This is a genomic window from Corynebacterium sp. HMSC071B10 (assembly GCF_001814825.1).
GTDB lineage: Bacteria > Actinomycetota > Actinomycetes > Mycobacteriales > Mycobacteriaceae > Corynebacterium.
This window is the reverse complement of the sequence record NZ_KV817937.1, coordinates 74451-97814: the sequence shown is the minus strand read 5'-3', so window position 1 is coordinate 97814 and position 23364 is coordinate 74451. Positions and strand designations below refer to the sequence as shown.

At 61.6% G+C, this 23364-nt stretch carries 21 protein-coding genes; 2 read left to right on the top strand and 19 right to left on the bottom strand.

What is annotated here, in order from left to right; genetic code table 11:
* Positions 1-4: 4 nt before the first annotated feature.
* The 12 genes from HMPREF2990_RS00530 to HMPREF2990_RS00475 form a co-directional block, all read right to left on the bottom strand.
* Positions 5-1627, bottom strand: a complete 1623-nt coding sequence (locus tag HMPREF2990_RS00530) for a ComEC/Rec2 family competence protein (protein ID WP_371574569.1) — start codon at positions 1625-1627, stop codon at positions 5-7.
* Between the two features lie 20 nt (positions 1628-1647).
* Positions 1648-2307 (bottom strand): ComEA family DNA-binding protein, encoded by a 660-nt coding sequence (locus tag HMPREF2990_RS00525; RefSeq protein WP_070762169.1) that lies wholly within the window; start codon positions 2305-2307, stop codon positions 1648-1650.
* 122 nt (positions 2308-2429) lie between these two features.
* Positions 2430-3227, bottom strand: coding sequence for a DegV family protein (locus HMPREF2990_RS00520; protein ID WP_070762168.1), 798 nt, complete (start codon positions 3225-3227; stop codon positions 2430-2432).
* The gene (locus HMPREF2990_RS00515; protein WP_070762167.1) at positions 3224-3877 is read right to left on the bottom strand and encodes a histidine phosphatase family protein; all 654 of its coding nucleotides are present in this window, start codon (positions 3875-3877) and stop codon (positions 3224-3226) included. The genes HMPREF2990_RS00520 and HMPREF2990_RS00515 overlap by 4 nt, the downstream gene beginning before the upstream one ends.
* A gap of 67 nt (positions 3878-3944) precedes the next feature.
* Positions 3945-4400 (bottom strand): ribosome silencing factor, encoded by a 456-nt coding sequence (gene rsfS, locus HMPREF2990_RS00510; protein WP_070762166.1) that lies wholly within the window; start codon positions 4398-4400, stop codon positions 3945-3947.
* A gap of 75 nt (positions 4401-4475) precedes the next feature.
* The gene (nadD, locus tag HMPREF2990_RS00505; RefSeq protein ID WP_070762165.1) at positions 4476-5093 is read right to left on the bottom strand and encodes a nicotinate-nucleotide adenylyltransferase; all 618 of its coding nucleotides are present in this window, start codon (positions 5091-5093) and stop codon (positions 4476-4478) included.
* 50 nt (positions 5094-5143) lie between these two features.
* Positions 5144-6082 carry a hypothetical protein gene (locus HMPREF2990_RS00500; RefSeq protein ID WP_246817374.1) on the bottom strand — a complete coding sequence of 313 codons (939 nt, stop codon included), beginning with the start codon at positions 6080-6082 and terminating at the stop codon, positions 5144-5146.
* A gap of 43 nt (positions 6083-6125) precedes the next feature.
* On the bottom strand, positions 6126-7403 hold the full coding sequence (locus HMPREF2990_RS00495) for a glutamate-5-semialdehyde dehydrogenase (protein ID WP_070762163.1): 1278 nt from the start codon (positions 7401-7403) through the stop codon (positions 6126-6128).
* 1 nt (position 7404) lies between these two features.
* On the bottom strand, positions 7405-8334 hold the full coding sequence (locus tag HMPREF2990_RS00490) for a D-isomer specific 2-hydroxyacid dehydrogenase family protein (RefSeq protein WP_070762162.1): 930 nt from the start codon (positions 8332-8334) through the stop codon (positions 7405-7407).
* Positions 8335-8350: 16 nt separating this feature from the next.
* Positions 8351-9496: a glutamate 5-kinase gene (gene proB / locus HMPREF2990_RS00485; protein WP_070762161.1), complete on the bottom strand. Its 1146-nt coding sequence runs from the start codon at positions 9494-9496 to the stop codon at positions 8351-8353.
* Between the two features lie 11 nt (positions 9497-9507).
* Positions 9508-11040 carry a GTPase ObgE gene (obgE, locus tag HMPREF2990_RS00480; protein WP_070762247.1) on the bottom strand — a complete coding sequence of 511 codons (1533 nt, stop codon included), beginning with the start codon at positions 11038-11040 and terminating at the stop codon, positions 9508-9510.
* A 138-nt stretch (positions 11041-11178) separates the two neighbouring features.
* The gene (locus HMPREF2990_RS00475; RefSeq protein ID WP_070762160.1) at positions 11179-14475 is read right to left on the bottom strand and encodes an AAA family ATPase; all 3297 of its coding nucleotides are present in this window, start codon (positions 14473-14475) and stop codon (positions 11179-11181) included.
* Positions 14476-14663: 188 nt separating this feature from the next.
* On the opposite strand from HMPREF2990_RS00475, the gene HMPREF2990_RS00470 reads away from it, so the two are divergent.
* Positions 14664-15440: a hypothetical protein gene (locus HMPREF2990_RS00470; protein WP_141757724.1), complete on the top strand. Its 777-nt coding sequence runs from the start codon at positions 14664-14666 to the stop codon at positions 15438-15440.
* 24 nt (positions 15441-15464) lie between these two features.
* Here HMPREF2990_RS00470 and rpmA read toward each other — a convergent pair whose 3' ends face one another.
* From rpmA to HMPREF2990_RS12800, 6 genes are all read right to left on the bottom strand, one after another.
* Entirely contained in the window at positions 15465-15791 is a 327-nt protein-coding gene (gene rpmA, locus HMPREF2990_RS00465; RefSeq protein ID WP_038592018.1) for a 50S ribosomal protein L27, read from the bottom strand.
* Between the two features lie 25 nt (positions 15792-15816).
* Complete coding sequence (rplU, locus tag HMPREF2990_RS00460) at positions 15817-16122, bottom strand: 50S ribosomal protein L21 (RefSeq protein ID WP_038592021.1); 306 nt, start codon at positions 16120-16122, stop codon at positions 15817-15819.
* A 269-nt stretch (positions 16123-16391) separates the two neighbouring features.
* Positions 16392-19859 (bottom strand): translation initiation factor IF-2 N-terminal domain-containing protein, encoded by a 3468-nt coding sequence (locus HMPREF2990_RS00455; RefSeq protein ID WP_070762158.1) that lies wholly within the window; start codon positions 19857-19859, stop codon positions 16392-16394.
* Between the two features lie 171 nt (positions 19860-20030).
* On the bottom strand, positions 20031-20630 hold the full coding sequence (locus HMPREF2990_RS00450) for a TetR/AcrR family transcriptional regulator (RefSeq protein ID WP_070762157.1): 600 nt from the start codon (positions 20628-20630) through the stop codon (positions 20031-20033).
* Between the two features lie 165 nt (positions 20631-20795).
* Positions 20796-21206 carry a nucleoside-diphosphate kinase gene (gene ndk / locus HMPREF2990_RS00445; RefSeq protein ID WP_038592025.1) on the bottom strand — a complete coding sequence of 137 codons (411 nt, stop codon included), beginning with the start codon at positions 21204-21206 and terminating at the stop codon, positions 20796-20798.
* A 14-nt stretch (positions 21207-21220) separates the two neighbouring features.
* A complete protein-coding gene (locus HMPREF2990_RS12800; RefSeq protein ID WP_070762156.1) occupies positions 21221-21526 on the bottom strand; it encodes a hypothetical protein in 306 nt (101 codons plus the stop codon).
* A gap of 28 nt (positions 21527-21554) precedes the next feature.
* Here HMPREF2990_RS12800 and HMPREF2990_RS00435 point away from each other — a divergent pair, with 28 nt between their 5' ends.
* The gene (locus HMPREF2990_RS00435) at positions 21555-23015 is read left to right on the top strand and encodes a class I adenylate-forming enzyme family protein (protein WP_168167091.1); all 1461 of its coding nucleotides are present in this window, start codon (positions 21555-21557) and stop codon (positions 23013-23015) included.
* Here HMPREF2990_RS00435 and HMPREF2990_RS00430 read toward each other — a convergent pair.
* Positions 22975-23355: a DUF4233 domain-containing protein gene (locus tag HMPREF2990_RS00430; protein ID WP_246817373.1), complete on the bottom strand. Its 381-nt coding sequence runs from the start codon at positions 23353-23355 to the stop codon at positions 22975-22977. The genes HMPREF2990_RS00435 and HMPREF2990_RS00430 overlap by 41 nt on opposite strands.
* Between the last annotated feature and the right edge of the window lie 9 nt (positions 23356-23364).

Here is a 23364-nt window from a genome sequence, read left to right as displayed (position 1 = left end):
AAGCTTACGGGCCGAGCAGACGCTGCGTCCCGTCGGCGTAGAGCACCACACGCCCATCTCGGTTGGGAAACAGCACCGGAATGCCAGTGGTGGTTACTACCGGGAAGCGGTGCGGGCGGCCGCCTTCCAATACGATGACGAGTTCGGTGCCGGCGGGGATCGGCTCGACGTCTTCTTTTGTTTCGACCACGTGCGCGCGCAGCGTGGTCGGGTCGATCGGTCGTGCCGCATGAAACGACACGTTGGTACCAAGAAGCAACGCCGCCACCACCGCAAACGTGACCCGCGGCCGGTGGAGCAGAAAACCAGCAACGATCCACCCGTAGCAGACCAGCACTACCGGCGGGGACGCGTTCACCGTTGCCGAGGGAAGGTTCGCGCCGTACGCAGCCACAGCCTGCACCCACCAAGCAAGGGGCTCAACTATCCATAGCACGAGCGCCTCGAAACCTCCGGGGACAAGCGAAAGCACACACGCGATAAGCCCCAGCACCGTAATCGGCGGCACCACAGGGGCGACGAGCACGTTGGCGGCTACTGAGACGAGCGAGACCTGCCCGGCCATAAGCGCGATGATCGGCATCGTCGCAATATCAGCGGCGATCGCCACGGCCAGCGCGCGCACCACGATGTCCGGCCATTGAGTAAACGCCAGCGCGCGGTACAGCAGCGGCGAGAGAGCGACGATCCCCGCCGTTGCGGCGACCGAAAGCGCAAACCCGTAGTGCACTGCCAGGTCGGGGTCAACCAAGACGAGGCCGATGATGGAGAAACACAGCGCGTGGATCGGCTCCGCGCGGGTCGAAGCCATGACGGCGGTCAGCCCCACCAAACCGGTGACAGAGGCCCGCAGCACGCTTGGGTCCGGCCCCACCAAGCCGGCGAACAGCAGCAGCGCAGCCGTGGCGGCAGCGAGCCGATAGCGCAGCCCGAAGCCCAACAGGGTCGCAGCGATCACCGCCGCGCTCGTCACGATGGCGACGTTGGATCCGGACACCGCAGACAGGTGCGAAAGGCCCGTATCGATGTATATCTGCTGCTCCGCATCGCTCTGCGAACTGGTGTCTCCGAGTACCATCCCCGGGATCAGCCCGCGGGTTGCCTCGCCAACTTGCGCTTGTACCGCCTGGTCAAAGGTGGTTCGCACATAGTCGGCGAGCCGAGCCATCCCCTGCGGGCCGGCGTGCACTGCGATGTCGCCATTGATCGTCGCGGTACCGACGCCCGGCACCGTGGACTCTCCGACCGTGCCGATGGCCTCAACGCGCGCGCCAGGAACCGCGTGCGGCGGTAGATCCTCGGTGAATACCGGCATGGCCGCGGGGTAGCCGTCGACATTCATCCGAATCAAGTAACCGCCGCTCGCAAGCTCGCGCGGCTGTCCGCTGATGGTTCCCACCACGCTCCCCTGTGCATGCCCGGTCGGCCCCCAACGGCTCGCGAGCACGCAGCGCAGCTGCGTCCCCAGCGCGGATGCAGCCCCCAGACCTGCGACCAGAATCGCTTGGCCGTACTCCTTGTACAGCACGCACGCGCCGGCCCCGACTGCAAGCACTCCCCCAGCCCATACCGGGCCCCACAGCAGGCAGCACAGCGCTCCTGCCCAGACGCCCACTGCTGCAGGCACGAGTCGTAGTTCCTGCATGGTTACGGCCCGACGAGGTCCTTGAGCGCTTCGAATTTTGCCGGACCGATTCCTTTCACGTCCATCAGGTCCTCAGACTTCGCAAACGGGCCGTTCGTTTCGCGGTGTTGCACGATCGCCTGCGCCGTTGCTTCGCCGACACCGGGCAACGCGGTAAGTTCGGCTGCGGTTGCCGTATTGAGCGACAGCACTCCCCCGCCGGCGTCTGCCGGCGCATCGGGTACTTGTGCACCGGATTCGCCGCCAGCCTGCACAGAGGGCACGACAAGCTGCTGCCCGTCGACCAAGAGTTGCGCTTGGTTGAGCGCGTAAATGTCTGCGTCTGGCCGGGCAGATGCAGCGTTGAGGGCATCCGCAACACGCGCACCATCTGGGAGCGTTACCAGCCCGGGGCGCTCCACTTCACCGACGACAGACACCACGATTTCCCCGTTTGGCGCGCTTTCCGTTTCGGTCGCCGCAGAGTCCCAGGTGGCCGGGGTCTCCGGCGGCGGCGAGGCACGGAGGAACGCCCACGCACCGAACGCTAGCAGTACACATGCGACGGCGATGCAGGCATGTTTAGGCGACACGCTAAGTCGCGGTTTCGGGTATTCGACGTTGAGAAGGTCTTCTTCCCCAGTTGGGCGTGTAAGTTCTTTGATTCGGTCAAGAGTATCCATGCCCGCATAATACGAAACGTATATCGAAAATGGAAGACCTTAGTGAAATCTATCCAAAACATCCAGCACAAGTGAAACGGGCGGGACAGAAGGGGCTACTGAGGTTCCGCCCTCGCCGCGACCTACCCCTCGCGCTGCGAGGAGAACACCACCGAAAGCCCGATCGCCCCCTGACCGGTATGCACCGCAATCACGTCCACCAGCGGCTCGATCAAAATCCGCGAGCCATCCGGCAACACCGCCTCCAGCGTATCCGCAAGCTGATTTGCGGCCTCAGCCGCATCAGTGTGCTGGATCGCCGCAAAGACCGGCTTCTCCCCCGCTCGCTCCATCACCAGCTCGGCAAGCTTTGCAAAGGCTTTCGTCTGCGTCCGCGTTTTACCGGCGAGTTCAAGTTTGCCAGCGTTGAGCCGCAGGATCGGTTTGGTGGCGAGCAGTGCGGCGGAAAGGACTGCGGTGCCCGTCGATAAGCGACCGCTCTTGCGCAAATCATCAAGCTGGCTGAGGTACAACCATGTTTCGGAGCGCTCGATGGTCGAGCGCGCCATCGCCTCGCACTCGTCCAAGTCAGCCCCTTCGCGCGCGAGCGTCGCCGCAGCCATCGCCGCAGCACCAATACTCATCCCCGCAGTGTCCGTCTCCACGACCCGCACGGTATTCGGGAACACCCCCGCGGCTTGGACTGCGGCCGACCACGTTGAGGAAAAGTGCTTCGACAAGTGCAACGCGACCACGCCATCGTCCCCGCCGCGCTCCAGCTGCCGCGCGTAGCACGCCGCCAGCTCAATCGCGCTCAGCCCGCTTGTCGACGCCCCCTCGTCCCCCTCCATCACATGCAGCGCAGCCTCGGTAATATCAAGCTCCTGCAGCAATTCCTCAGACAAGCCTGCGGCAGAATCAACCACGATGCGTACCGTCATGGGGCAACCAACCCCTGATTCCACGCCTCCAGGTACCACTGCACCTCGTCGTCGCTGCCTGAGTCCTCGGCGCGGTACGCAGGCAGCGCATACAAGCGCGCGGTATTCGTGTTGCCCAGGCTCTTAAAAAGCGGGTACTGCGCTACGTCGAACCCAAGCAGACTGGCGGTCAGCGCAGAGATCGTCCCGCCGTGCGCGACCAAAAGCACCGCCGAATCGCCCCACTGCGCATAGTCCGTGAGCAGCTCGTCCACCACCGGGCGGGCCCGCTGCGCCACCTGCACGCGGCTCTCACCTTCCGGCGGCGCCCATGTCGCGTCGTTGCGCCAATGCGCACGCGCCCCCGGGTGAGCCCCGTCGACTTCCTCGTGCGACTTGCCCTGCCACGCCCCCAAGTGGGTCTCCCGCAGGCGCGGATCCGTAGTCACGGGCACACCGACTGCGTCAGCAATAATCTCCGCGGTGTCAGCCGCACGCGAAAGGTCGGAGGCGACAATCTTCGTCACACCGAGCTGCGCCACCATGCTCGCCGCAGCGCGCGCCTGAGCAATCCCGGTCTCCGACAACTGGGTGTCCAGGTGCCCTTGCATCCTCCGGGTCGCGTTGTACACGGTTTGCCCATGCCTCAGCATGATGAGTCGGCGCTGCATCGGCGATCCTCCTTACGTAAGTGGGCGGAACTTCGGGCTACGGAAACCACACAAGCGTGGCTCGCGTTTAGTCCTCGTCTTCGGGTGCCTCGCCAGCAAGCGGCAGATCCTCAAGATCCTCAACCCCGCGGACTTCCGTGAAATCCTCCGGACGCTGATACGGCTCGATCCCTTCCACGGTGATAGCCGGGCAGTCCGCGTACAGGCGGTCAAGCCCGTAGAACTCGCGCTCCTGCTCACGCTGCACGTGCACTACGAAGTCCCCGTAGTCCAGCAGTACCCAGCGGAACTCGCGGTTGCCTTCGCGACGCTTCGGCTCCAGGCCCGACTCGGTCAGCTCAGCTTCCACCTCGTCAACAATCGCGGCGACCTGACGCTCATTATTTGCCGATACGACAACAAAAATATCCGTAATGCCCATCACCTGGGACACATCAAGCACGGCAATATTCGTGCCGAGTTTCTCATCAGCAGCCTTCGCCGCAATGGTGGCCTGTTCAATGGAGATTTGCGCTGCGCTCAAGAAGCAATTCCTTTTCAAGTACCAAGATAAAATGTAGCGCCTTCATTGTCCCATGACAGGCGCGCAAAGTGCCACTTACTGATAGAGCCGATTCTTCGCGATGTACTGCACCACCCCATCGGGAACCAAGTACCACACCGGACGGCCCTCATGCGCGCGCTTGCGACAATCCGTGGAAGAAATCGCCATTGCCGGGATCTCGATCAGGTGCACACGGCGCTGAATCTCTTCCGGAAACATCTCCTCCGTCAGCTCATAGCCTGGCCTGGTGACCCCGACGAACTCGGCGAGCTTAAACATCTCTTCCCAATGCCGCCAAGACATAATCGAGCTCAACGCGTCCGCTCCCGTAATGAAGAACAGCTTCGCGTCGGGGAACTGTTCCCGAAGATCCCGCAACGTATCCAACGTGTACGTGGGGCCACCCCGGTCAATGTCGACCCTTGAAACCGAAAAACGCGGATTAGAAGCAGTAGCCACCACGCTCATCAAGTACCGATCCTCGGCCGCAGTAATCTCCCGATCTGCCTTCTGCCACGGGTTACCCGTCGGCACGAATAGGACCTCGTCTAAGTCAAACCTGTCAGCGACCTCGCTCGCCGCCACGAGGTGTCCGTGGTGGATCGGATCAAACGTACCGCCCATGATGCCGATGCGGGAGGCACCGGCGAGCGAATCAGCAAACTCTTCCATGGTCACCAGGCTACGCGGAGCGGGTCGCGACGAAGCCTCCCCGCCCCCGCTTAGCGGTACCGGACCTGATCCACAAACCTGCCGAAGGTATCCGAAACCTGGTTATCCCAGCGCGAAGGCCAGATGTAGTAGCGCCCGTGATTGCCACCGTTGCCTTGGGAGGCGCGCAACGTCTGGATCGACAGGTCACACACGCCATCCAGCGGCAAGCAGTAGTTCACGCGGTTGCGTGTCCCCGCAGCAGACTTCATATTGAACGGCAAGAAGCCCAACATGCCGCCGGCGCCACCGCCTGCAACACCAACCGTGGCCGGATCCCAGGGGGCTGTGTTCGGGCTACCGAAGTAGACCACGCCCGCAAGCTGTCCGCGCCGCGCCAGCTCCCGCTCATGCTCCAGCATGATCATCGTGCCCTGCGAATAGCCGGACAAAATGTACTTCGGACGGCACCCAGTGGATCGCTCATAGTTGTTGATCATGGCCATCACGCCAGTGCGGCCAATCTGCACGGAATCGAGGAACTCATTGCCGGCGCGCACGGCCATGCGCAGCACCGGCATGCTGTACTGCACCGCCAGGCCAAGCGCCTGCAGCGCTGTCGACGGCGCAATGACATTGGGGACTTCGTACTCCGGGTAGACGGCCGGGTAGTAGCGCGGCTCAAGGCCGAGCACCTCCACGTCCTTCATCAGCGAATTCCCGCCGTGCGTCGCCCGGTAGCGACCTTCGGCGTGGTGCAGGAAGGCACGAATCGTCTGCCCCTCCCACCCGTTGGACACCCACGGCGCCTGGGAGGAGTAGCGGGTGCGGTAAATCTGGTCGTTCTGGCCGGAGCCGCGGGCCGCGACAAACGCGACCGCTGGGCAGCGGTGCTGCGCTTCAGCCTGCGGGGCAGGGGCAATCGGAGTAAGCACCGCAGTAACCGCGGCGACAAAGGCGATGACGAGGGCGCTCACGCGAAGGCGCCAGGAGGCATGGGATTTCAACACGTCAATGAGCATAGAGCCAGAATGCCCCAATGTCTCATTAAGGTTACGGCCTGGTGTGCCCAGCCCCCTCGACGATCCACTTTGTGCTGGTCAGCTCGGGCAGCCCCATCGGGCCACGCGCGTGCAGCTTCTGGGTTGAAATCCCAATCTCGGCACCCATGCCGTACTGCTCGCCGTCTGTGAACGCGGTGGAAGCATTGAGCACCACTGCTGCCGCATCAACACCATCAGCGAAACGCTGCAGGGCCCGCGCGCTATCCGAGGCGATAGCTTCGGTGTGCCCGGTGCTGTACTTCGCAATATGCGCAATCGCGCCCTCCACACCGTCAACCACCGCGCACGCGATATCGAATGACAGGTACTCATCTGCCCAGTCTTCCTCCGTGGCAGCCACGATGTCGCGGGCACCGCACGCCGAAAGCGTTTCCACGTCGCCGTGGACCGTGACCGAGGCTTCCTGGAGCGCCTCGATGACGCGGAGTTTGTCGGCGTCGGGCAATGCGGCGTCGAGAAGCACTGTCTCCGTCGCATTACACACCGAGCAGCGACGTGTCTTGCCGTTGAGCAGCATGTCGATCGCCGAATCCAGCGGGGCATCTTTATCGATGTAGAAATGGCAGTTGCCCGTGCCCGTCTCAATCGCTGGCACAGTCGCGTGCTGCACCACCGCGTGAATCAGCGAGGCGCTCCCGCGCGGGATGACCACGTCGACCAGGCCGCGAGCTGTAATCAACTCCTGCACCGTCGCGTGGCTCTCGCACGGCAGGAGCTGTACCGCCTCACGCGGAAGCCCAGCGGAGGCGAGGACGTCCTGCAGCACCGCGACCAGCGCCGTGTTCGAGCGCACTGCAGATTTCGAGCCGCGCAAAAGTGCCACGTTGCCCGACTTCAGGGCAAGCCCGAAGGCGTCGACCGTGACGTTCGGACGCGCCTCGTAGACCATCCCCATCACGCCCAGCGGAACGCGCACTTGCCGCAGCTTCAGCCCATTCGGCAGCGTTCGGCCCTGCACGATGTCACCGACCGGATCCGGCAGCCCCGCAACCTGAAGCAGGCCATCAGCAATGCCCGCGACGCGATCGGTGTCAAGGGCAAGGCGGTCGATGAGCGACTCATCCATCCCGTTCTCACGTCCGGCCGCGATGTCAGCGCGGTTCGCCTCAAGGATCTCCTCTGTGCGCGCGACGAGTGCCTCCGCCGCCGCGCGAAGCACCGTGTTCTTGTCTTCGGTCGACAGCTCGGCAAGCTGCGGCGCAACGCGCTTCGCGGCTTGCGCGAGCTCGTGGACGCTCCCGGCCACACCCTCTGCGTGATCGTGCATGTTAGTACCCCGCGTCCACGTCGACTTCGGTGTGCATTTGCTCACCGCTGGCAAACTTGTCCCAGTTCTTCGCCGCGAGCGCGCCCACGCGTCGCTCCATGAAACGCGGAGTGTTGGCAGTGTGCGGTGTAATGACGACCGCGTCCATGTCCCACAGCGGGTGATCCGCGGGGAGCGGCTCGGGCTCCGTCACGTCCAAGCCCGCCCCCGCAATGGTGCCGTTACGCAGCGCGTCCGTCAGCGCCTCGGTGTCAATGAGGCCGCCACGACCGACGTTCACGATCACCGCGTTCGACGGCATCGCCGCAAGCACCTCAGCGTTCACGAGGTGCTTCGTGTCCGGCGTCAGCGGCGCGAGCAGGACAAAGTACTCATTGTTGGCCCACACCTGCGCCATCGCTTCAGCATCGGACATCGCGACAGTTTGGACCGCGCCCTTTACCTCGCGCCCAGAACGGTTCACCGCAGTGACCTCGACCCCGAACGGGGCGAGGAACTCGATCAGCTTCTTGCCAATGCCGCCAGCACCGATCAGCGCCAGCTTTTTGTTATCGAAGAGGAACTCGGTCTCATCGAAGAGCTGGCTTTGGTTCCATTCGCGTCGCACAGCTTTGTGCCGGTGCGACACCGCGAGCAACAGCCCAAGCGTCGACTCGGCCACGGTGTCGTCGTAGACTCCTGCGGCGTTAGCGAAGCGGATGCCTCGCGCCGCGTGTTTGGCCAAAATCCCGGCGTCCAGGAGCATCTCAATCCCGGCGTAGCCGATCTGCACGACCTTCACGCTCTCCGGCAGCGTGTCCGGAAAGTCTTTCGGGCCGCCGCGGAACACAAGCATGTCCGGGTCCTGGTCAAGGTCGACCATTTCGTGGCCTGCCGCTTGAAGGTCAGCGACCGAGGCCTCCCACGGGGAAGGAAGAAAAGCAAACTTCATGCCCCTACCGTAGCCGTTACAATCGGCTCGCGTAGTGAGATAGGTAATCCGCGTGCACAACCGGGCGTCGTTTATCTTCCGCAAGCTCTGATGTGTGCTTGCCACACATATCGGCAAGCTCCGTCGCGTCGTAGGCGACCTCCCCTCGGCCAATCACTTCAGAGTCCGGGCCAAGAATCTCCACGATGTCGCCGGCATGAAATTCGCCTTCGACGCTGGTAATCCCCACCGCGAGCAGGCTCGTCCCGCCGCGAGTCACCGCCTCAACAGCGCCCGCGTCCAGCCGCAGGACCCCCTCCGCATCCGCGGCGTAGAGCGCCCAAAATTTCCAGGCGCGAAGCTGCGACGCCGGTCGCGTGTGAAACACTGTGCCGCAGTCGGCGCTGCCCAGCGCTTGGGCAATATTGCTTGCCGACGTCAACAGCACCGGCACCCCACCGCGCGTCGCCAACCGCGCCGCCGACACTTTAGCTGCCATCCCGCCGGTGCCGAACACGCCACCATCGCCGGCTGCGACCCCTTCGAGGTCGTGTCCACTGCGCACCTCGGTGAGCATGCATGCTGTCGGGTCTGCAGGATTTCGGTCGTACAGCCCGTCCACATCCGACAGCAGCACGAGCGCATCGGCAGCAGTGAGCGTCGCAACGATTGCCGACAGACGGTCATTGTCCCCGAAACGCATTTCCGAAGTAGCAACCGTGTCGTTCTCGTTCACAATCGGCACAGCCCCCAACTGGCGCAACCTGTCGATCGTGCGCTGTGCGTTCCGGGCCCGTTCACGCACACCAGCATCGGCCTGCGTCAGGAGCACCTGCCCAGCCGTTCGGCCATAACGAGCAAACGACGCGCCCCACGCCTGGGCGAGGTGAACCTGGCCAATCGCGGAAGCCGCCTGCTTCGTCGCCAAATCGCGCGGACGCTGCGACAACCCCAGCGGTGCCATACCAGCAGCGATTGAACCAGATGAGACAACGACGATGTCGGTGCCTGCGCTCATCCGTGCATGCATGGCGTCGACAAGCGCATCAATCTTTTCGGGGCTGACGGACGAGTCCGCGTTGACCAGCGAGCTCGACCCAATCTTGACCACAATCCTTCGCGCGCTCGCAATGTGCGCGCGAAGCTGGGATTCGGAAAGGTCAGGCGTTAAGGCAGCAGGCATAAGGACTCAGTCTAGCCCTCCCAGCGCTTGCGCTCCGCTTCTTCCCCGTCGCCGTAATCAAACTCATCGATGAGGCCACGCCGCGCCTGCGAGGCACGCTTGCGTTCCGCGGCAGAGATTCGGTTGGTGTCGTACAGGCGGGCGTCCGCGCCGCGGCCTGCAAGCGTCGGGTCCCCGCCACGCATCGGTTCCCAATCGAAGGAAATGTCTCCAATGGTGACGGTATCGCCCTCTTGCGCGCCGATCCGCCTGAGTTCGTCCTCGACGCCAGCCCTTTCCAGACGATCCGAGAGATATCCGACCGCTTCATCGTTTTCGAAGTCGGTCTGGCGGATCCAGCGCTCTGCCTTCTCGCCAGTGACAATCCAGCCCTCGGGGTACATCGGGTCACGCTCGACCACGATGCCGCTGTCTGCCTTACCTTTACTGCCCTTGCGCGACACACCGCGCGGGCGAATGACCTCTTGCTGCTCGACAGCTGCAGCGGACTTCTTCGCCTTCCGCTGCGCCTTTCGCGTTTGCTCGACAACATTCCACATTGCCCATTTGAGCTCTTCTAAGCCCGCACGGGTCGCCGTCGAAATCTGGAAAACGGGCCACCCGAATCGCTCCTTGATGTCTTCGAGGAGAAACTCGGCGAGCTCTGCCGCTTCTGGGATGTCCATCTTGTTCAGCACAATGATGCGCGGCCGCTCACGCAGATCCCCGAGGCCCGAGTCGTGGTCGAGTGCATCCGCGTAACTATCCAGCTCTGCTTCCAGCGCCTCCACATCAGAGATCGGGTCACGGCCGGGCTCCATCGACGCTACGTCAACGACATGCACAAGCACAGCGGTGCGCTCAATGTGCCGCAAGAAGTCGAGCCCCAGGCCCTTGCCTTGGCTTGCCCCCGGAATCAACCCGGGGACATCGGCAACCGTAAACGTGTCGTCGCCCACGTCCACAACGCCCAGGTTCGGAGCAAGCGTAGTGAACGGGTAATCCGCAATCTTCGGCTTCGCTGCAGACAGGACCGAGATGAGGGAGGACTTACCTGCCGACGGGAAACCAACGAGCCCCACGTCAGCCATAGACTTCAGCTCCAGGATGAGGTCGTGCGCCTCACCTGGCTCGCCCTTGAGCGCAAAGCCCGGGGCCTTGCGCTTTGCGGTAGCGAGCGCCGCGTTGCCCAGCCCGCCGTACCCGCCTTCGGCAGCCATAAACCTCGTGCCGGGCACCGTCAGGTCCGCCAGAATCTCGCCGGCCTCATTGCGCACCACGGTGCCCACTGGGACCTCCAAGATGAGGTCCTCGCCGCGGGCACCGTTGCGGTGATCGCCTTCACCGTTGCCGCCACGACCGGCCTTGACGTGCGGACGGTACTGAAAGTCGAGAAGCGTGTGCACCTGTGTCGACACTTCCAACACAATGTCGCCGCCGTGCCCACCGTTGCCCCCGTCTGGGCCGCCGAGTGGCTTGAACTTTTCGCGGTGCACGGACACGCACCCGTGCCCACCGTCACCTGCTTGCAAATGCAGCACCGCGCGATCAACAAACTGCGCCATGGTCTTGCCCGCCTCCCTCTCGTAAATGATCCGCCTGCTCGTGCGCGTCTCACGCATTACAACGTGTGCGGCACCTCCAACAAGGTTTCTTACATGCAGGGTACCGGGTGAACCGCAAAGCAAGTAACGGCTCCGGTCTTAGTCCACCGAGAGCGTGTGCTCTTCCCCGACTATACGAACCGTTTCCTCCGTGATCGTGCGCAGCGCTTCACCGCTCGGGTCGTTTTGCGCGATCCAAAGCTTATGACGATGTTCCAACCGGTCTGCAAAGTTGCGCGCCCACCGCCCATTGCTGCGCTCAGCAGACGGTAACGCTTCATACACCGCGACAACGGTCCCTTCCAGTAGTGCCGCATCGACGCTCCAACCCCTTGCTTTCAGGCTTTCTGCGACAATGCGCGCAACCTCTTGCGGGGTGTAGTCAGGAAACTCGATCGCGTTTGGAATACGGGAGCGCAGTCCAGGGTTCGCGTCCATGAATGCTTCCATCTCGTCGGTATATCCGGCAAGAATCGCGATGAACTTGCCCCGGTCATTCTCCAATCTGGGTAGAAGCGTCTCAACGGCCTGCAGGCCAAAATCATTCGCACTTCCAGCGCTGGTGAGTTGGTACGCCTCGTCGATAAACAGCACTCCACCCATCGCTTCGTCGAGTGCTCGGGTGGTCTGCTTTTCAGTCGCGCCGATGACAGAGCCAACGAGGTCTGCTCGCGTGACTTCCTTGACGGTGGGCGACTCCAGAATCCCCAATGCGTGGAAGATTTCCGCAACGATGCGCGCAACGGTCGTCTTGCCCGTGCCGGGATTGCCAGAAAACACCATGTGGTACGTCGGCGTGGAGGCCTGTAGACCCTGCGCTTCGAGCCGCTGGTTTGCCTCCGCGACCTGCACCAGATCCGCAGCCCACTGCTTCACCTCTTCCAAGCCGATAAGGTTTTCCAGCTCATCCAAAAGAGACTCAACACGCTCGGCACTGGCCGCCCCACCTGTGACTGTGCGGATATCTGCGGCGGTCACGCTCGTGATCTCCTCGTTTGTCACCTGGGACAAGTCGCCGGCGTGAGTCAGGGCCAAACGGGTACTGATCGCCCCGATGAGTGCATCCTCAAAATTACGCACCCACCTGCCGTTCGAACCGTCGCCAGAGCGCCGGTACTGTCGACGAATCGCTGCTTGCAACGCATCCCGGTCAAAGGTATAGCCCTTCTTCGACAGGCTCGCCGCGCCGATTGCCGCAAGTTCATCCGCAGAATAGTCCTCAAAGTCGAAGCGGTTGGGGATACGCGACTTCAATCCCGGGTTCATGGCAAGGAAGTCCTGCATCAAGTCGGGGTAACCTGCGAAAATGATGACGATGTCGTCGCGGTGGTTCTCCATGAACGTCAGGATCGCAGTCACCGCTTCTTTGCCGAAGTCCTGCCCGCTTTCCGAGTGCAGGTCATAGGCCTCATCGATAAACAGCACACCGCCACGTGCCTGCTCAAGCACCTCGTTGGTTTTTTGCGCTGTTTTCCCGATGTATTCGGAGACGAGGTCAGCCCTTCCAACCTCGACAAACGTGTCCGTTCGTACTGCGCCGGCGCTATAGAGCGCCTGCCCAAGCAAGCGCGCCACGGTAGTCTTCCCCGTCCCGGGATTACCGAGGAACATCGAATGCATCACCAGCGGCTCAGGTGCCAGCCCAAGCTCAGCGCGCCGTTGATTAAACTTCACACGGTTCATGAACGCATTGATCTGGCGCTTTACCGTGTCAAGGCCGATGAGTTCGTGAATCTGCGACATTGGATCACCAGGCGCACTTTGCGACGATGCCGCCGCTGCCGCATTCTCGACGCCCACGGCACCGGGAGACGGCGCAGCGTCCACAGGTTCACGCACGCATTGCCATTGCCCATCAACCTGTTCAAAGAACGATGCAGCAGAGAACTGCACTTCTCCTTGATCTACATAGACTGCCGCGCTGGCTGTCTGCACCAGCCAAGATTCGCCCACGGTCAGGGAGGCGTGATCGACGAAGAATTCCGCGTAGCTCGTCAGAAGCGTCAACTGGGAGAATTCGCAGCGGCTCCCGCGCTGAATCACCAACTGTCGCTGGTTTGTAAGTGAAGGATGAATGGCGAGCGAGCCAGACACCCGTGACGCCTCTGCATGCACAGCGTATGCAGACGATGCGTCGACGTCGACGACTGCCCCATCGACAAACTGTGCCCAACCGAGGAAGGACGTACTAGTGGAAACTTCTCCGCCGAAAGCCGCCACCGTAGGGTCTGACACCCCCGCAGGAGACTCAACAATGGTCTGATCTAGGTAGAGACGGCCATTGCGGACAAATAACGCCGGAATCTTGCCGAAGCGTTGCGCGCTAACCACCCTTGTACGCAGGAGATACGCCTCAGAGCCTTCAAAAACATTACAAGCGTTATGCCCATCTGCCTGTAACAACGTCATGTCTTCGACGATGAGCCTGCCACCATTGTCCGCGTTCAGCGAGCCTGAAATTGCCAGCACTGTGGCGTCGCGCTTCGCGCCCCGAAGGGTCAAATCGCGGATGTGTTTCGGCACTGACTCAATTGAGTAATTTCCCTCTTCCAGTATCACTGTTGCGTCGGATGCAAGCAGCGGCGCGACCACACGCTCAAAATCTTCATTATCCGCAGCTCGCCATCGCACTTCAGATGTGGTCTCGCCCTCACGGTGCACGACACACGAGCGGGGATCAACATCGCAGTGACCCGCCCCTTCTGCCTTCACCACTACTGTGGCACCGTTGTCGCTCACCACCTGCGACAAACGCAGGTTGGCGTTTCGCACAAGTATCTCCGGCTTGCCAGTCTTCACCAGCACACCTGACGAATCCAGCGTTGCACCATCAACGACGATCGCTAAACGGGTGAGCGTGGGCGTCTCAATGGTCACGTCGTTCAAGAGGTGCATCTTTGCGCCAGTGGACGCAAAAAGCATGCCTACCACCGTCGCCTGGACGCTCCCCTCCGACCCTGACTCCAAATCCAGCCTGTCCAGCGTGCTGCGCTCGATCGCGCACTGCGCATGCTCGATGCCGAGCACCGCCTTCTTGTCTTTCCCGCCCCTGACTACGCTGTCCCACACCTTGAGCTGTGCACCTTTGACACCAATCGATGGAAACTCTGTCTCATCAGGCACCTCAACATGGCAGTTGCGCACCAGTGCATGACCGTCGTTGCAAATGATGGCGTTGCCACCACGCGGGCCGAACACTGACACCCCGACAAGCGACGCCCCTCGAGCGAGCACAATGCGACCATAAATTCGCACCCCTGAATTCTCGGCCTGCAAAGTACGGGATTCGACCAGCAACGTTTCTACCCGGTAGTCGCCCGGCGCAAGCAAAAGCGCTTCTCCCGGCGGTACCGACGCAAGCATCTGGGCGAGATCATCGTTCGGCGTTGCGCGCATAGTGGGACTCTCCTTTTAGGGCTTCGACACGGGACTACTCTACGCGTAGCCGCCGCATCGACCACTGCCGCCACCACAATCTAGGAATTTCGTATTTTTCCTTGACTCGACAGTGCCAGTTGCGTATCTTTCGGTTCATGGACTTTATAACGCAATTGAAACAGTACTTTTCCCTACGAGACCGTGGCATGGACATTATTACCTGGGCCGCACATACACAGCAGAATCACGATGACCTTACTGCGCTTGGCATGCCCAACGATTACGCAACAAACGTACTCCGGTTGGTCGAATTATTCTTCCACGAAGAGACACATTCGCGTTACCAAGCACGAAGCAAAAGAAAAGCAGAAGAGAACAACCACAGTGTGGAGACGCTCGCCGTGATCTGGCAGGCTTCCCGCAACATCGAAGACCCCACGAAGCGCTGGCAATTTAGGGAAGCACTCTGCGGCACGACAGGCGATACACACGATGTCCAGCGGACGGCGCGCCGGATCAAGAAACACTACGTCCCGAAAAAGGTGCCCAAGGATGGGGTGAGAACCCGCCGCGTTGGCGACAAGATTACTGTTTCCATCACCGGATCCCCCGACTCGATGCAGCATCTTGTGGATGCCTTCAATGAAGCCCCTGCTGCAGGCGGTTCCCCTACCGACCCTGTTGATTGGGTGCTCCACCATCGCCCCTCTGGTGCCGGTGACCTTACCGCACATGCAGTGATGACCATCGACGACATCGAACACGTCTTGAGGGGTGACAGCGTTGAAGACGACGTTCTCGTCCAACTCACGGACGGCACGGTACTTACCGGCATGGAAGTCGCCCAGCTCTCTCTACGCGATCGTGGGTTCATCACGCTTCTGTCTCCAGGGGCCGGGCCGATCAATGTCTACGAGGCCGCCTTCGAACCTGCAGACGCGAAAAAACGCCGCGGCCCCAAAGATATGGGGCACGCGGCGTAGAAGACACGTGGTGTGCGCTTCCGGCTAGGCGGTAGCTTCGTCCTCGACGACGCCTGCTGCCTCTGCCTGCTCAAGCACCTCGGAGGAGACGCCCTCACCATCAGCCGGGATGATGTTGACGATGCGACGCTTCCGCTTGATGCCGAACTGGACAGAGCCCGGCTTCAGCGCGAACAGCGTATCGTCGCCGCCGCGGCCGACGTTGTCGCCCGGGTGGAACTTGGTGCCACGCTGACGAACGAGGATTTCACCGGCCTTGACCTGCTGACCACCGAAGCGCTTCACACCGAGGCGCTTCGACTCAGAGTCACGACCGTTCGAGGAGCTGGATGCACCCTTCTTAGTTGCCATGTTTCTTTCTCCTTAGAAGTTGGTCTTACTTGATGCCAGTGATCTTGACGGTGGTCAGCTGCTGACGGTGGCCCTGGCGGACCTTGTAGCCGGTCTTGTTCTTGTACTTAAGAATGTCGACCTTCTTGCCCTTGCCGTGCTCGACGATCTCGGCCTCAACGCTTACCTTGGCCAGTGCATCTGCGCCAGCGGTCACGTCAGCGCCATCTACGAGAAGGATCGGGGTGAGTGCAACCTTGTCGCCTGCTTCACCCTCCAGCTTCTCGACCTTGACGAGGTCGCCTTCGGCAACCTTGTACTGCTTGCCGCCGGTCTTGACGATCGCGTACATAGAGGGTTACCCCTTATCTCTACTCGCACGTCCTCCGGCATGCTTCGGTGGACGTATGGAACATTTACTTTCTGCGTTTCGGGGCCCGAAAGACCCGCCGTGCCCGCATGCGTAGGCAACGAGGCGGCACGCCCCAAAACAGCGACTGCCAAAGACTACACCGAAGTGGGGCGATTCTCCAAACTGCGATGGCTTTTAAAGAATCGCCTCACCATCTGTCCCCTCCAGAGACGCCTTACCGTCCTTGGCGAGGGATACGGGGCTCGGTACTATGCGCCGCCCCTGCGGGTAGCGCGGCGCCGACCTCGGCGCCCACCACCAGCGCGCTGCCTATTGCTGGAAACCGATGCGTTCTTTTGGGCCTTCCTCGGAGCGGCCGCACTGCCATTCCCATTCGTCTTCTCGGTGTCGCTCTTTGCAGTCGAGGCCTGCGCCTCTGGCTGTGGCGTCGTGGTGCGCCGCACTGCGCGACGACGACGTCGACGCGGAGACGTGCCAGAACCACCCTTACCGCGGCTGCTCCGGCGTTGCTGCTTGTTTTCACCACTTTCGCTGCCCGCAGCGTTACCGTCAGTCGACGTGCCTGAGTGCTTGTCGCCTTTCGGGGTTTCCTTGCGACGATCATCTGTCGTTGCCGGTTTCTCCTCGACGACAAAGTCTTCTCGCTGCGGACGACGATCCGAGCGCGAATTTCCGCGCGTTGGTCGCTTCCTACGGGGAGAGTCCTCGAACTCCTTGAGCGCCTGCTCGTAGTCCTGCGTCGTGTCGGGCTCGTGGCGTGCTTCTACGCCAGCGCCCTTTTCGACGGCCTCCGTCTGCGAGGCCGAGTTCGAGCGAGCAGCACGTCGCGTCCTGCCACCGCGCGTGCCGCGGGTTCTCCGCCTGCTAGGAGCGGAGCGGTCACCGGCGTTCTCCTGATCGCGAACACTGGTATCAGCGCTGTCACCGCTCGTTGCGTTTTCAGAAGCAGTCCCACGGTGCTTATCGCGCGAGGAGTCTTCTCCGGTCTGCGCGTTTGATGGTGCATCTTGCGCCGGTTCAGCAGCGTGTGTGTTGGCCCCATCACGTCCGCGCCCACGTCCTCGTCCGCCACCGCGACGGCCACGTCGCCGTGACGAGCTGGGCTTTTCAGATTGCTTCGCGCGCTGCGTGTCCTCCTGCGTATCCGCGTCGTCGTCCTCGATGACGACGGCCCCAGCGAGTTCTTCAATATCTTCATCAGCCATCGGTGTGCTGTGGCTGTGGCTGTGCATCGCCTTTGCAGCGGGGTGCTCGCCGACAGGACGACGCCTCTTTGGCTTCGCGTTTTGCGGCCTAGAGCCTTGCTCGTGCACCGGCATTTGCTCAACAGGGTCGTCAAGGAGGATGAGTCCTCTGCCTTCGCAGCACTCGCAGGGCTCCGAGAAGGTCTCCAAGAGACCGGTCCCCAAGCGCTTCCGCGTCATTTGGACAAGACCCAGTGACGTCACCTCAGACACCTGGTGGCGGGTTCGATCTCGCCCAAGTGCTTCCTTAAGGCGGCGCAAGACCAGATCCTGGTTTTCCGGCAGGATCATATCGATGAAGTCAATGACAATCATGCCGCCGATATCGCGCAGGCGAATTTGACGCACGATTTCTTCGGCTGCCTCCAGGTTATTCCGCGTCACTGTTTCTTCCAGTGACCCACCCGAGCCTGTGTACTTGCCGGTATTGACGTCAATGACTGTCAACGCCTCAGTGTGTTCGATGATCAACGTGCCACCAGAGGGCAGCCAGACCTTTTGCGAGAGTGCCTTGCGCAGCTGCTCGTCTACCCGATACAGCCCGAATGCATCTGCTGCTTTGTGCTTTTCCGTGCTGAACTTTTCAACCCTGTCCAGCAGATCTGGTGCGACCGACTCCACGTACGCGTGCACCATGTTGTACGGGCGCTTGCCGTCGATAATCAGCGAAGTGAAGTCCTCGTTAAAGAGGTCCCGCACAACCTTTACGAGGAGATTCGGCTCTTCATAGAGCGTGACGGGCTGCGCACCCTTCGACTCGATTTCGCGCTCGGCGTGCTCCTGAATTGCTTCCCACTGCGTGTGGAGACGGCGCACGTCTGCGGCGATGGCCTCCTCACTGGCCCCCTCAGCAGCAGTGCGAATGATCGCCCCACCCGTCCCCGGGACCACATTGTGCAGGATCTCCTTCAGACGCTTGCGCTCAGGTGCTGGGAGCTTGCGAGAAATACCCGCGCTGCGCCCGCCGGGGACGTACACCAAGTATCGGCCGGCAAGCGAGATCTGGGTGGTCAAGCGGGCACCCTTGTGCCCTACTGGGTCTTTTGTTACCTGCACGACTACCTGGTCACCGGACTTCAACGCATGCTCGATGCGGCGTGAGCGTCCGCCCAGCCCTGCGGATTTCCAGTCAATTTCACCGGCATAGATCACGCCGTTGCGTCCCTGCCCAATGTCGATAAAGGCAGCTTCCATGCTCGGGAGGACGTTTTGCACCCGGCCAAGGTAGATGTTGCCAATCAGCGTTGTCTGTTCATCGGAAGTGACAAAGTGCTCGACAAGCAGGCCATCTTCAAGCACACCGACCTGGGTGATGCGCCCGTGGCCATCGTGGCGCTCACGTTCGCGTACCACCATGGTGCGTTCCACCGACTCCCTGCGTGCCAAGAATTCAGCTTGGCTGACGATGCGGGAGCGCTTTCTGGCCTCTGCGCTCTTCTCGCTGCGCCGACGCCGCTTCGCTTCAAGACGTGCTGAGCCCTTGATCGCTCTCGGTTCTTCGATGAGCTCAGTGGCCTCCGAGTCACCAGCGTGCTCCGTATGCCCAGCTTCCTGCGTCTGGGCGTCATGCGCAGCTTTCCGGCTTCGGTTGTTGCGTGTCCGCTGAGCAGATCTCCCGCGATGGGATTGCGGGCGGGCTTGACGCTCCTCGGTGCTCGGCGAGGATTCTTCGTCACTGCGCTCTTCGTCTGCACGAGTTGCGGTATCGCTCGTCTGGGGACGGCTTGCACGACGGCGCTGACGGGATCGGGACGGTGCTTTAAAGATCGGTGCGTAGCCCGCCGACGGCTCATTCTCAGGGACCGGGGTGACCTCGGGCTCGACGTTGGTCAGTGGACGTGCATCATCTGATGCCGATGCCGCAGATGGGTCAGCGGCCTCTTCGCCCTTGCCAGAGTCGTCTTCCCGCTGTGCTTCGGCACTGTCCTCGCTGGCCGGGGGAACTTGTGCGGCGTCGTCCTCTTTGCGTGCTTGCACATCATCGTCGGCAGGCGTGCTGCGATCGCTCGCTTCGAGTTCGGCGTCTACTTTGTCCTCGATCTGGTGAATTTCGTTTTCCACGTCCTTGCGCACGCGGTGGCGAATCTTCTCATCAGCATCTGCCGCGGCTTCCTTCTTCGCGCCAGCCCGGCTTGCTTCACCCTGCGCACCAACGGCAGTAGAAGCCGCCAACGCGTCGAGAAGCTGCTCACTTTCAGCCTTAGTGAGCGAAGACTGTGCAACCTTGACAATCCCCATCTCAGAAAGTGCTACCACCAAATCCTTCGACGGTACGTCCAGCAACTTCGCCAGCTGGAAGACGCGCTGTTTCTCCTTCAGCTGTGAGCGGTCGAACGCGACGTAAGGATTCTGCGGCTTCGATTTCGCCGCCCGCGCGCTTGTGCCTTTGCCTGATTTCCGGGTCGACTTCTTCGTGGTCTTTTTAGTTGTCCGGCGTTGCTTCTTCGGTGTGGTTTCCTCGTTTTGAGCCACGGGCCAATTCTCCTGTTATGCGTGATCCCGCGTGGTGGCACCGGGCGCTGGCACGATTGGTGCCGCCGCCGCACAGTGCCACGCTTTCCCGCGGGCAATGTATGAAAGCTTGACAGCGTCCGTGCCTAGTTAGCCACGACGCCTGCTCTCCATTGTGGCACAGCGGAGGATTTAGTCGCGCGATGGTGACGCGTTGTGCTCCGCGAGCTCAATAAACTGGACGAGACCGTCGACTGCTGTTTCAACTACCGGCTTGTCCCAGCTCGTCCCGACGAGCGCCGCACCTACGAGCGCGCCAAGTGCCTGCCGGCCGTTTACCTGCGTGACTCCGGCGTATTCAAGCATCTGGTCGATGCACCGCACGGCTTCTTCAACTTGGCGTCTGACCATCTTCTGCAAGACTGCCCCTTCGCGCCCAGCATCGATGGTGACGGCGATAATGCTGCGCACTTGCTCCGGACAACCGTTGGCGGTCAGATTCAAAATGGCAAACGCGAGCGCTTCACGGTCCTCGCGGACCTTTGAATCAGCAAGCGCATCTTCAAGGATCTGGTTTTGCAGCGCGTGCACCCGCTCGAAGCAGGTCATGATGAGTTTTTCGCGGCTGTCAAAGTAGTAGCCGATTGACCCAACTGGCACGTCCGCTATCGCGGCGACCTGCCGGTGCGTGACTGCGCGCATTCCCTCGGCGAGAAGAAGGCGGACTGTTGCCTCATGAATCGCGTCGCGCTTCGTTCTCGCCCGCTGCTGCTGCACCTTCCGCTCACTCACCAGTATTGTCCTTCCCTTGCAGGTCTTTAAACCGTTTTTCCTGCTTTTTAGTTTAACAAGCTAAATCAAAGCAACTGTGTGCCATCACACAATTTTTGGGGTAGCACGAAAAAGCGCCACCCTCGCTGCTTGCACAGCGGGGTGGCGTGAAGCCTGACGAATCGGTTACTTGTTGGGGAACCAGATCGCGATCTCTCGCTCAGCGGACTCCGGGGAGTCGGAGCCGTGGACGACGTTTTCGCCAACGGTCAGTGCGAAGTCACCGCGAATGGTACCCGGGGTGGCCTTTTCGACCGGGTGGGTGCCACCGGCCAGCTGACGCCATGCAGCAATGGCAGACTCGCCCTCAACGATGCCGGCGACCAGCGGTGCGGACGTGATGAAATCGACGAGCTCACCGAAGAACGGCTTGTCCTTGTGCTCTGCATAGTGCTTCTCAGCGGTTTCGCGGTCAGCGGTGCGCAGGTCCATCTCAACCAACTTGAGGCCCTTGCGCTCGATGCGGGAAATGATTTCGCCGACGTGGCCGTTGGCAACACCGTCGGGCTTGATCAGAATCAGAGTGCGTTCAGTCATGGCCCAAACTTTACCTAAAGGTCGTCCACGATGCGCATTGCGTCAGCGCGCGTGGCATCACGCTTCCACAGCTGCACCTGCCGCACCGCAGTTTCCATATTTCCTTCTCGCTTCATGTTCGCGATGGTCTCGCGTTGGTCGTCGGTAAGCACAAGCTCAGGTGCCGAGCGCAACCGGTATTGCAGAACGAGCCACGTTACGAGCGCAAGTGACGCGCCAACGATGACAAGCGGGCCGACCCAGGCGGGTAGGGAAAGCATCGCCGCGCCCACGGCGAGTACGGACAACACGGCGGCAATGACGAGGAGGACATGGCGCATGTGTTTGAAGCTACTAAGCTTTTCGTCGATGTTCCAGCATGTGCCGATTCACCAGCTCGCTTTAGGCCGTGGCCGCCGTGACGCGCCCGCGTTGACAGATCTCACCGCCGGTACAACCGTGACGTATGGGCAGTTGAGTGAGCTCGCAGCGAACGTTGCACATGTGTTGGCCCGCACTCCCCTGCCCGATCGCCCCGTGCTCGCCGTCCAGTTGCCCAACTCTGTAGAGTTTGCCTCCGTTATTCTGGGGATTTCTCAGGCGGGAGCCACCACAAGTCTGATTGGTCCGCTGCTGCGCGACCACGAAGCGCAACACCTCGCAGAGCTTGCTGGCGCGAACGCTGAGGTGGGGATCATCCGCATGGCGCAAGCACGCGCGCTGCTTCAGGGCAAGGCGCCGGAGGGTTGGCCGCCGCTGTCTTCTGCGGCACGCGTCAACAATGCAGCCACCGATCGCGGCGACACTCTCGCGTTTATCCCCTTCTCGTCAGGTACGACAGGGCTGCAGAAGGCAGTCGGGTTGCCGGCAGCGTCGGTAAGCGCGAATATGGCGCAATTCGCAACGGCGATCGCAAAAAGTGGCGTGGGCGAGCACACGCCAACAATGTCCCCCTTGCCGTTTTCCCACATCTACGGCCTGACCGCGCTGCTGCTCACGCCACTGATGCTCGGCCATCACATCGTTACGATGCAGCGCTTCGAACCTGCGCTGTTCTCACGCGCGCACCGGGACCATGACGTAAAGCTGACGTTCATCGCTCCCCCGCTTGCCCGCGTGCTCACGGAAGCACCGCCGGAGGATTTCGCAGCGCTCGAGTTGATCATCAGCGGTGCCGACCGCCTGGATCCGGCGGTAGCCCGCACGGTAGAGCAGCGCCTGGGCGCGAGCGTAATTCAGGGTTACGGGATGACGGAGACGTCGCCCGTGACGTTCGTTGGAGTGCGCGGCGAAACGCCGCCCGACTCTGTCGGTTTCCCGCTGCCGGGCACGCGCTTCCGCCTCGGGGCGCATGGCGAGCTCTCGGTTGCCGGCCCGCAGTTGATGCGCGGCTACCTCCGGCATGCCCCCATTGGCGAGTGGTTCGATACCGGCGACCTCGCGCGGGTTGGAGAGCACGGCGAGCTCTACCTCATCGGGCGCGCGAAGGACACCATCAAGTACAAGGGCTACCAGGTCGCCCCCGCGGAACTCGAGGCGGTACTCACCCAGCATGAGGCGATTGCCGACGCCGCCGTGACCGAGTTCGACCTCAATGGCACGGAGGTCCCGCGCGCGTTTGTGGTCCGAACCCCGGGTGCCGCGCTGGACGAAGCCGACGTCATCGACTTCGTTGCCGCCCGCGTCGCGCCGTACAAGAAAGTGCGCGTGGTCGATTTCGTCGACGAGATCCCCCGCAGTGCTGCCGGGAAGATCCTGCGCACCACGCTGCGTGACTTGCCGCGTGCGTCTACCTTTCCGGGTCCTCCGCAGTGCCCAGGTGCTGAGTGACCAGGTAGCCGGCCCGCATGCGCTGCAGCATTTCGGAGCGCAGCTTAATGATGAAGAACCAAACGATGCCGAAAGTAATGCCCACCACGGTGACCGACCAGTGGATGAAGAAGCCGAAGATGAGCGGCACCTGGAGCGCTAAGTCCACCCAGAGCATCCCGGGACGTTTTTGGAAGAACGCAGCGATGATGTGCGCAACCCCAATCACAGTCACGTAGACCCAATTGAAGGTGGTCCACAGCGCGCCTTCTTCAACCTTGAGGATCACGGTAAGGATAAGCAAGATGGTGATCGCTTCCATGATCAGCGTGCCTGCGAGCACGCCAGTCAGCCCTTCCATCGGGTCTTT

Coding starts and splice junctions, on each gene's coding strand:
- HMPREF2990_RS00525 (WP_070762169.1), bottom strand. CDS start 2,307: ATGGATACTCTTGACCGAATCAAAGAACTTACACGCCCAACTGGGGAA.
- nadD (WP_070762165.1), bottom strand. CDS start 5,093: ATGGAAGAGTTTGCTGATTCGCTCGCCGGTGCCTCCCGCATCGGCATC.
- proB (WP_070762161.1), bottom strand. CDS start 9,496: ATGCCTGCTGCCTTAACGCCTGACCTTTCCGAATCCCAGCTTCGCGCG.
- HMPREF2990_RS00515 (WP_070762167.1), bottom strand. CDS start 3,877: ATGCAGCGCCGACTCATCATGCTGAGGCATGGGCAAACCGTGTACAAC.
- HMPREF2990_RS12800 (WP_070762156.1), bottom strand. CDS start 21,526: ATGCGCCATGTCCTCCTCGTCATTGCCGCCGTGTTGTCCGTACTCGCC.
- rpmA (WP_038592018.1), bottom strand. CDS start 15,791: ATGGCAACTAAGAAGGGTGCATCCAGCTCCTCGAACGGTCGTGACTCT.
- HMPREF2990_RS00470 (WP_141757724.1), top strand. CDS start 14,664: ATGGACATTATTACCTGGGCCGCACATACACAGCAGAATCACGATGAC.
- obgE (WP_070762247.1), bottom strand. CDS start 11,040: ATGGCGCAGTTTGTTGATCGCGCGGTGCTGCATTTGCAAGCAGGTGAC.
- HMPREF2990_RS00475 (WP_070762160.1), bottom strand. CDS start 14,475: ATGCGCGCAACGCCGAACGATGATCTCGCCCAGATGCTTGCGTCGGTA.
- rplU (WP_038592021.1), bottom strand. CDS start 16,122: ATGTACGCGATCGTCAAGACCGGCGGCAAGCAGTACAAGGTTGCCGAA.
- HMPREF2990_RS00495 (WP_070762163.1), bottom strand. CDS start 7,403: ATGCACGATCACGCAGAGGGTGTGGCCGGGAGCGTCCACGAGCTCGCG.
- ndk (WP_038592025.1), bottom strand. CDS start 21,206: ATGACTGAACGCACTCTGATTCTGATCAAGCCCGACGGTGTTGCCAAC.
- HMPREF2990_RS00490 (WP_070762162.1), bottom strand. CDS start 8,334: ATGAAGTTTGCTTTTCTTCCTTCCCCGTGGGAGGCCTCGGTCGCTGAC.
- HMPREF2990_RS00430 (WP_246817373.1), bottom strand. CDS start 23,355: ATGGAAGGGCTGACTGGCGTGCTCGCAGGCACGCTGATCATGGAAGCG.
- HMPREF2990_RS00520 (WP_070762168.1), bottom strand. CDS start 3,227: ATGACGGTACGCATCGTGGTTGATTCTGCCGCAGGCTTGTCTGAGGAA.
- HMPREF2990_RS00435 (WP_168167091.1), top strand. CDS start 21,555: ATGTTCCAGCATGTGCCGATTCACCAGCTCGCTTTAGGCCGTGGCCGC.